Origin of the sequence: Megasphaera geminata F0357 (genome assembly GCF_000239275.1) — a bacterium.
Classification (GTDB): Bacteria; Bacillota; Negativicutes; order Veillonellales; family Megasphaeraceae; genus Megasphaera; species Megasphaera geminata.
Map to the genome: position 1 here is coordinate 80,169 of NZ_JH417584.1, position 8,994 is coordinate 89,162.

At 48.8% G+C, this 8,994-nt stretch carries 8 protein-coding genes and 1 pseudogene; 2 read left to right on the plus strand and 7 right to left on the minus strand.

Going from position 1 to position 8,994, the window contains the following annotated elements:
* Window position 1: 1 nt before the first annotated feature.
* The 4 genes from folP to HMPREF0080_RS09405 are packed head-to-tail and all read right to left on the minus strand — an operon-like array spanning window position 2 to window position 2,415.
* Window positions 2-856 carry a dihydropteroate synthase gene (folP, locus tag HMPREF0080_RS04245; RefSeq protein ID WP_040347218.1) on the minus strand — a complete coding sequence of 285 codons (855 nt, stop codon included), beginning with the start codon at window positions 854-856 and terminating at the stop codon, window positions 2-4.
* Complete coding sequence (gene folE, locus HMPREF0080_RS04250) at window positions 834-1,439, minus strand: GTP cyclohydrolase I (protein WP_006790016.1); 606 nt, start codon at window positions 1,437-1,439, stop codon at window positions 834-836. The genes folP and folE overlap by 23 nt, the downstream gene beginning before the upstream one ends.
* An 18-nt stretch (window positions 1,440-1,457) precedes the next feature.
* Window positions 1,458-1,697 carry a DUF3592 domain-containing protein gene (locus tag HMPREF0080_RS11660; RefSeq protein WP_006790017.1) on the minus strand — a complete coding sequence of 80 codons (240 nt, stop codon included), beginning with the start codon at window positions 1,695-1,697 and terminating at the stop codon, window positions 1,458-1,460.
* Between the two features lie 22 nt (window positions 1,698-1,719).
* Entirely contained in the window at window positions 1,720-2,415 is a 696-nt protein-coding gene (locus HMPREF0080_RS09405) for a hypothetical protein (RefSeq protein WP_006790019.1), read from the minus strand.
* 139 nt (window positions 2,416-2,554) lie between these two features.
* Between HMPREF0080_RS09405 and HMPREF0080_RS04265 the strand changes: the two genes are divergently transcribed.
* Window positions 2,555-3,661 (plus strand): acyltransferase, encoded by a 1,107-nt coding sequence (locus HMPREF0080_RS04265; protein WP_040347221.1) that lies wholly within the window; start codon window positions 2,555-2,557, stop codon window positions 3,659-3,661.
* Window positions 3,662-4,093: 432 nt separating this feature from the next.
* The gene (gene gdhA / locus HMPREF0080_RS04270; protein WP_006790020.1) at window positions 4,094-5,443 is read left to right on the plus strand and encodes an NADP-specific glutamate dehydrogenase; all 1,350 of its coding nucleotides are present in this window, start codon (window positions 4,094-4,096) and stop codon (window positions 5,441-5,443) included.
* A 135-nt stretch (window positions 5,444-5,578) separates the two neighbouring features.
* Here gdhA and HMPREF0080_RS10720 read toward each other — a convergent pair whose 3' ends face one another.
* The 3 genes and pseudogenes from HMPREF0080_RS10720 to carB all read right to left on the minus strand — a co-directional run bounded on the left by HMPREF0080_RS10720 (window position 5,579) and on the right by carB (window position 8,801).
* A complete protein-coding gene (locus tag HMPREF0080_RS10720; protein ID WP_342610081.1) occupies window positions 5,579-6,247 on the minus strand; it encodes a hypothetical protein in 669 nt (222 codons plus the stop codon).
* Window positions 6,245-6,952 (minus strand): annotated as a pseudogene (locus tag HMPREF0080_RS11295) (ATP-binding protein); the annotation flags it as partial. The gene HMPREF0080_RS10720 and the pseudogene HMPREF0080_RS11295, both read right to left, overlap by 3 nt.
* A complete protein-coding gene (carB, locus tag HMPREF0080_RS10220) occupies window positions 6,933-8,801 on the minus strand; it encodes a carbamoyl-phosphate synthase large subunit (protein ID WP_006790024.1) in 1,869 nt (622 codons plus the stop codon). The pseudogene HMPREF0080_RS11295 and the gene carB, both read right to left, overlap by 20 nt.
* Window positions 8,802-8,994 lie beyond the last annotated feature (193 nt).

An 8,994-nucleotide genomic window follows, 5' to 3' on the forward strand; every position in this document is an offset into this window, starting at 1 on the left:
TTTATTGTACACTATTTTCAAGATTACCGCACAGTGCATCCGCCATGCGACACATACGTGTAACAGACTTTACATCATGGATACGCATAATGTTACAGCCTCTCAATATTCCCGCCACACAGGCGGCGCCGGTTCCTTCCATCCGCTCCGTTACGGGCAAATCGAGGATCTGACCGATAAACCTTTTGCGCGATACGCCTAAGAGCATAGGGTGCGGCAATGCGGTCAATTCGTCTAAATGCTGTAACACAAACACGTTTTGTTCGAATACTTTACCGAAACCGATACCCGGGTCAAGGATAATATTACGCTTGCGTATACCCGCTTTATCCGCAATATTAAGCGATTTCAGAAAAAAACTTTTCATTTCGCCGATAATGTCAGAATAGTCCGTATTGTTACGGTTATGCATCACGATAACGGGAACATCATATTTAGCGGCTACGGCCGCCATCCGCCCCGGTTCCTCTTCGTACTGGAGTCCCCAAATGTCATTCATTATATGGGCGCCTTCATTTATGGCATATTCCGCCGTATCGGCCTTAAACGTATCCACCGATACGGGTACAGGGCAGCGTTTAACGATTTCAGGTAAAAACTGTGACAGAACTTCCATCTCTGCGGCGGCGCTGACCGGAACAAAGCCGGGACGGGAGGATTCCGCACCGATGTCAATGATGTCGGCACCGTCCCTCACCATCTCTTCCATATGATACAGCGCTCTGTCCAGCGTATTCCATTTACCGCCGTCCGAGAAAGAATCGGCCGTCACGTTGAGAACACCCATAATCAGCGTTCTCTTACCGAGGGTCAAGGTTTTCCCGTCGGGCCAGCTATAGGTTATCGGTTTTTCTATCACGCTTATCAGCCTCCAATATTTTCAGCGCCCTCTCATACAATATCGTACCCTCCGCTAAAGCTCCCGTTGCCGCCACAGTAACGATGTCGGTGCGATCGGATAAGGTATTTCTCATAGTCAGGCATAAATGTCGTCCCGTTACGACAACTACGACCCCCAACGCCCCCAACCCCCGTTGAACGGACTCACAAATCTGTTCGGTCATGCGCTCTTGCAGCTGAGGCCGTCGCGAAAAAATACGTACGGCCTCGGCAAAACGACCGAAACCGGCTATTCTCCCGTCTTTCGGCAAATAGGCTATGCTGACGGTCCCGAAGAAAGGCAATAAGTGATGCTCGCAAATAGAATAATACGTGAGGCGGCGAACGGCTACAAGGCCGCCCGTCTTCGTTTCAATGGAATCACCCCAAAAGGAAAGCCCGTCCTCCTCCAAACCGGAAAAGAATATGCTGAACGCAGCCGCTACTTTGTCCGGAGTACCTTCCATCCGCTCAGTTGTCAGATCGATGCCGAAAGCTTCCAGAAATTGTTTAATTCCCGCCGCCGCTGCCGCACGGTCCGTTTTCCTTCTCTCAGCCATAGAAATCCCCTCGTATATTTAGAAATAAAAATAGTAGGTGCAGATAAAAATAATGCCGCCGGCAATCACGCAAAAAGGCGAAAAATACTGCTTCCACAACGGTAAGGAATGATAGAGATATATCTCGTCGGGATCATCCCGATTATAGCGAAGAGCCACTTTATCCCCGGCAGCAAGATCCCATTCGGATGCGCCAAACTTATATTCGGCCTTATGTTTGACAGGACCGGCGACAAACTCTACAACGGGATAATACATTATACCGCTTCTTGTCTTTATTTTATGAAAGCCGATGAGCGTTCCGTCCGCGTGGACTGTACAACGGCGTACGGTGCCGCGTAATTTCCAACCGTGAAACGCGCCGATACAAATGAAGAAAACCCCCAAAATCAAAGGGATCACCGTTAAAATCTCCATATCGAAGCTCCTTATACAGGGTTATTATCTCTAAAATCACATGAAGTCTCATGAAAGGAAGGGTTTTATATGTTTTTCTCCCAGCAAAGCGAGACTTATCCCCAAAATACCCGTGACCGTGCGGCCAGCTCATAATAAAGAGAAGCGTCGCCATAACCGCTTCGGGAAAAGGAAATGCCGCAAAGAGTAAACGGAAAGCTCCATAGAGAACAAGCGCCTTAGCCGGCGCCGCAAGAAAGAGCTGCGGCTTATGCTCCCCCGCCCGGCCCACCAGAAACACAAAGGCCGTATTTCCCGCTGCGACGGGAAACACAAAGGGCAAAAAAGGCAACATTCCTTCAAGCCAGGCAAAAACAGGGACAACTGTCGCCGTTATGAGGCCCGCTCTGACATTAATCGTACGAACGGCCAGGACGAGACACATATTGACGAGAGAGCCGATCAAAAACATGCTCACCTGCGGCGGAACCGGAAAGAGGAGCCGTAAACTTTGCAGGATGACGGCAACCGCTATGATACCGGCCGTGCGTGTAAGTTTATGAAGTGAATCAGCATCCATGTACATTTCCCCTACCGGAAAATCCAATCTTTTTGTTATAATAAGGAAGATTATTATAATAAAATATAAATATATGTACCGCCGTGCCGCCCCTATACAGGCACTCCGGTTATGTGTATTGTATGCCATCGAGGTAGTTATGTCAAAACGATTCATAGCGTCCGTCAACTATATGCGCGGTTTGTGTATGCTCGGCGTTATTGCCATTCACGTGGGTTCCGCCGCACTCTCCAATCCGACTCCTAATCTGGTTCTTATAGGAATCCTGGAAATACTCTCACGGTTTTCCGTGCCGTCTTTCTTCTTTTTGTCCGCTTTCGGCATGTTCTACAGCCAGCCGCTGCATAAGCCCTTCTCGTACGGCGTCTATCTAAAGCGCCGCCTGCGCACGGTCCTCGTCCCCTACGTATTCTGGTCCTGCTTTTATCTTGTCTATTCGGCCGTTCTCAGTCATAATTGGACAGTCCTTCAGCCGGCGGCCATACTCAAGGCGATATGGTACGGAAACGCCATGTATCATATTTATTTTCTCGTCATTCTTTTATGGTTTTACTTCTTCATGCCGCTGTGGCGTAAACTTTTAACACATATGCTAAAAGCGCCGCTGCCGTCTTTTATACTTCTCTTTGCCGGGAATGTGATTTTCAACTTTTACTCCAGTTATATCTGGACTTACACAGGACCGAATGAATGGCTCCGCGATGCCTTTACATATCGCTTGAACTGGGTCGTTCTCCACTATCTCTTTATTTTTATGTTCGGTGCCTTTGTCGCCGAAAAATTCGACAGCGTTATCACCTGGATCGGCTCACACGGCACATGGGTCAACCTCTTTCAACTCATTGCCGCTGCGGTAATGATCGCCTCCTATGCGGGCGTAATGAAATACCTCGGTTACGATGCTCTTGCCGCCGTCTACACAGTTCATCAGCTCAGCCCCGCAGGCATGGTTTACACGCTGTCGACAATTATCTTTCTTCTCTACCACTGGAAATGCCGCCGTGTTTCCGTTTTTACGGACAAGGCCTTCACGGCTCTCGGCAATCTGTCCTACCCCATCTACCTGGTTCATCCCGTATTTTTAGGTATGTGTACGGGACTGGCCGCTTACGCGGGAGTCCCCATGCGTGCCGTCATTATTATCTGCACTTATATCTTCGTTACTGCCGCATCCTCCGTCTATGCGGCGGCAGTTTACCGGTTGCCCCTGCCGAAATGGCTTTCCGTCTGCCTGCAAGGTAAATAACCGTACAGTATCTCCTTTCCCGAAGCTGCCGTTTTTATACGGCTCTTAATGATCGGGAAATCCGTTCACTACAAGTAACCGCTTTTCGCATTACATTCATTTATTGATTACATATAATCATCGTTCGAATAATTTTAAAGAATATAGCTGTTCTTTCTTTTAATTATTTTAATTTTACCCCTGTTAAAATAAAAATATATAAGTTTCTCTTTTTATCGACTTTGGTAATTAAGTCGTTAAACCTTCTACCTATTCCAAATGAACAAAAAAAGTGATATAGTAAGACCAGTAATAAATCAGGGGAAAAATTGTAATACAACGAGGTGAGAGCGGAAGGCATAACTATCCCCATAGCGTAAAACAAAGATGTTTCATCATGCAGACAACATGAAAAAACCGGCTAAGAAACGGACGTATTAAGGAGGATTATTCATGAACAAATATCTTGCATCTGTAATTGAAAACGTTAAGAAAAAACATGCCAACGAACCGGAATTCGTGCAAACCGTCGAAGAAGTATTATCTTCGCTGGAACCGGTTGTAGAAAACCATCCGGAATATGAAAAATTCGATATTTTAAACCGTATTGTCGAACCGGAAAGAATGTTCACTTTCCGTGTAGTCTGGGAAGACGATAAGGGTGAATATCATACAAATATCGGTTACCGCTGTCAATTCAACGGCGCAATCGGGCCTTACAAAGGCGGTCTTCGTTTCCAACCCAACGTATATCCGGGCATCATTAAATTCCTCGGTTTCGAACAGATTTTCAAGAACGCCCTGACAGGCCTCCCCATCGGCGGCGGTAAAGGCGGTTCCGACTTCGATCCTTCCGGTAAATCGGATGCTGAAATCATGCGTTTCTGCCAGAGCTACATGCAGGCTCTCTATCGTTACATCGGTCCCGATATCGACGTTCCCGCCGGCGACATGGGCGTAGGCGGCCGTGAAATCGGGTTCCTCTACGGTGAATATCGCCGTCTGAAAGGCGTATTTGAAAACGGCGTCCTCACGGGCAAAGGCTTCAGCTACGGCGGCTCCCTCATTCGTCCGGAAGCGACAGGCTACGGCGCCGTTTATTATCTCGAAAACGTATTAAAACATGACAACCTCGACATTAAAGGCAAAACGATCGCCGCTTCCGGCTTCGGTAATGTTCGCTGGGGTATTTGCAAGAAAGCTGCTGAACTGGGCGCCAAAGTCGTTACGCTTTCCGGTCCGGACGGATATGTATACGATCCCGACGGCGTTGTAACGCCCGAAAAGATCGACTACCTCGTGGAAATGCGCGTCAGCGGCCGTAATCGCGTAAAAGATTATGCTGATAAATTCGGTGTCGAATTCCATGCCGGCGAAAAACCGTGGGGCGTAAAAGCGGATATTGTCATGCCGTCCGCAATGCAGAACGACGTTCACATGGAACAGGCTAAACAAATCGTCGATAACGGAGTCCGCTACTACATTGAAGTGGCTAACATGCCGACGACCAATGAAGCGTTGAAATATCTCCTCGAACAAAAGAACATGGTCGTTGCTCCGTCTAAGGCGGTTAATGCCGGCGGCGTATCCGTTTCCGCTCTCGAAATGAGTCAGAACAGCGAACGTCTCGTATGGACGGAAGAGGAAGTCGACGCCCGTCTTAAAAATATCATGGACACGATCTACAAAAACTCCGTCGATGCGGCTGAACGCAACGGCTTAGGCTATAATCTCGTGGCAGGCGCCAATATTGCCGGCTTTGAACGCGTAGCTACAGCCATGGTTGAGCAGGGTGTCTTCTAAAATAATTCCCCCTTTCGGGCCGCTAACGCCCCGTCCTCCCTGGAGGCCTTTCACTTGATACAGCTGTAATTGTTTCGGCCCGAATCTAAAAATGAGCTTCAATAGGTATTTCCTGTTGAAGCTCATTTTTAATGCTCATATTGCCGTAATTCCGGCATGCCATTCCTGCAGTGATAATACCTCCTCATTGCCGTTCAGCTTAATTTGATGTATCCCTTCGGCCGCCGCCTTCGCGGCTACAGCCGTCGTAATATACGGCACCCCGGCTTTTACTGCCGCCTTCCGCATGGCACTGCCGTCAGACGCGCTTTTTTTACCGGGCGACGGTGTATTGATGATCAGTTGAATCTCACCGTTTGTAATCAGATCGCCGATATCCGGCCGGCCTTCAGAAAGTTTATTAACCTTTGTAACGGGAATGCAGGCCGCCCGGATGAGTTCATACGTCTTTCCCGTCGCCAGAATAGTAAAGCCGTCCTCATGAAAACGCTCGGCAATTTCCGTAATGTACGGTTTATCCGCATCACTTACGGAGAGGAGGACCGCACCGTTAAGAGGCAGCGTGGCTTTAGCCGCTTCCTCCGCCTTGAAAAAGGCTTCTCCCGCCGTGCGGGCGATACCCAAAACTTCGCCGGTAGAACGCATTTCCGGCCCTAAAAGGGGATCGACTTCGGGAAACATGTTAAAGGGAAAAACTGCTTCTTTCACACCGTAATAAGGGATTTCTCTCTCTTTCAGTTCACACAGAGGCGACCGGTCACCTGTAAGGCCAGCCGTTATAACGGCTGTCGCCAAGGGAACCATACGAATATCACAGACTTTGGAAACAAGCGGTACCGTCCGGGATGCACGAGGGTTGGCTTCAAGGACATAGACCTTGTCGTCTTCAATAGCATACTGAATATTCATCAAGCCGACAACATGCAAGGCCAAGGCAATTTTTTTCGTATACTCTTTAATAGTCCGCAAATTCTCTGCCGGAATATGGCGGGACGGGACAAGGCAGGCACTGTCGCCGGAATGGATGCCCGCCAGCTCGATATGCTCCATAACGGCCGGAACAAAAGCGGCAGTACCGTCGCAAATGGCGTCAGCTTCACATTCCAAAGCATTTATGCAGGAACCGGTCAATGAGAACGGGCCTATCCGGCGTCACGCCGAAGCGGCTTTCATATACTCTTCCATGCCTGCATCATCATGAACGATTTCCATGCCTCTGCCGCCGAGGACATAAGACGGACGAACCATTACGGGATACCCGATCGCGGCGGCGACGGCAATCGCTTCGGTCGTATTCGCCGCCATTCCCGCTTCGGGCATGGGGATATTCAACTGTTCCATCATCAGGCGAAACCGATCTCTGTCTTCGGCCAGGTCAATAACTTCCGGCGTCGTACCTAAAACCGGAACTCCTGCCGCTTTCAGTCCGGCCGCCAGATTGAGCGGCGTCTGCCCGCCGAATTGCGTGATAATGCCGACAGGCCGTTCCTTATGATAAATACTGAGCACAATCTTCCAGCGTTAACGGTTCGAAATACAGTTTATCCGACGTATCATAGTCTGTTGAAACCGTTTCGGGGTTGCAGTTAACGATAATCGTTTCAAAACCGAGTTTTTTCAGCGACTGTGCGGCATGAACGCAGCAGTAATCGAACTCGATACCCTGGCCTATTCTGTTAGGTCCGCCGCCGAGAATCATAATCTTCCTGCCCGTCGATACAGGGTTGTTGTCCGGGCCGTTATAGGTCGAGTAATAGTATGCGCTGTCGGCCGTACCGCTGACATGAACGCCCTCCCAGGCCTCCGTAACGCCTATGGCAAGACGGCGATTACGGATTTGTTCCTCCGGAAGCCCGGTCAATTCGCTCAAATACGCATCGGAAAAACCGTTTTTCTTAGCCTGTGCCAAAACGTCATCACTGAGAGCGGCACCTGCCGCAATAATGGCCTCTTCTTCAGCGACAAGTTCCTTCACGGCCTCCAAAAAATAGTGTTTAATATCGGTTATACTGTGTATTTCATCAATTGTCGCCCCCTTGCGGAACGCTTCATATATGATGAAATACCGTTCTGCCGTCGGTGTTTTAAGAAGATTGAGGAGCGTATTCACATCATAATCGCCGTACGGGCCGAAGTGGCCGAGACCGCAGCATTTTTTCTCAAGCGAGCGGATTGCCTTCTGGAAAGCTTCTTTAAAGTTCCTGCCGATACTCATGACCTCGCCGACGGCTCTCATCTGCGTACCCAATTTATCCTCCACGCCTTTGAATTTTTCAAAAGCCCAGCGGGCAAACTTTACGACTACATAATCACCGTCAGGCACATATCGGTCAAGCGTGCCGTACTTACCGCAGGGTAAATCGGCCAGCGTAAGTCCTGCCGCCAACTTTGCCGAGACGAGAGCGATTGGGAATCCCGTGGCCTTCGACGCCAGGGCCGACGAACGGGAGGTTCGCGGGTTTATTTCAATAACAATAATCCTGCCGCTTTTCGGATCTCTGGCAAACTGGACATTCGTCCCTCCTATAACGCCGATATGCTCGACAATCTTATAGGCCTGTCTTTGCAGTTCACGTTGTATCTCTTCGGGAACGGTCAGCATCGGGGCCGTACAGAACGAATCACCCGTATGTACGCCTACAGGATCAACATTCTCAATAAAGCAGACTGTAATCATAGTATTGTCCTTATCACGGACAATTTCCAGCTCCAGTTCTTCCCAGCCGAGGATCGATTCTTCAACGAGTACCTGATGAATTAAACTTGCCCGCAGTCCCCGTTCGCAAACAGCGCGCAATTCTTCCGTATTGTAGACAAGGCCGCCGCCGGCGCCGCCCATCGTATAAGCAGGACGCAAAACAACGGGGTACCCCAATTCGGCGGCGACAGCCAGTGCTTCTTCCACGGAGTAAGCGACCTGACTTCTGGCCATGCCGATACCGAGGGCGTCCATCGTTTTTTTAAATTCTATACGGTCTTCTCCTCTTTCAATAGCTTCCGCCTGCACACCGATAACTTCCACATTATATTTAGCAAGAATACCGGCTTTATAGAGTTCGGAACAGAGATTGAGACCGGACTGTCCGCCGAGGTTCGGCAGCAGCGCGTCCGGCCTTTCTTTGGCGATTATTTTTTCCAAAGAACCGATATTGAGCGGTTCTATATATGTTTGATCGGCCATTTCCGGGTCTGTCATAATAGTAGCCGGATTGGAATTTACGAGGATGATTTCATACCCTAATTCCCGCAGCGCTTTACACGCCTGGGTTCCGGAATAATCAAACTCACAGGCCTGACCTATGATAATCGGGCCGGAGCCGATTATGAGAATTTTATGTATATCCGTTCTCTGTGCCAAAAAGTTCGCCTCCTTAAATATAAATACATCATGCTTGTATTTATATTACCACCAAGTTCCTTGCTCTGCAATATAATTTATGTTTTTTGTATATATATTTTTGTATATCTTGTTCGGCACCGGCATGAAATCTCAAAAAAAAGCGGATCCCTGAATATATGAACTGCTACCCGTCAAGTAGACACTCAAAAAA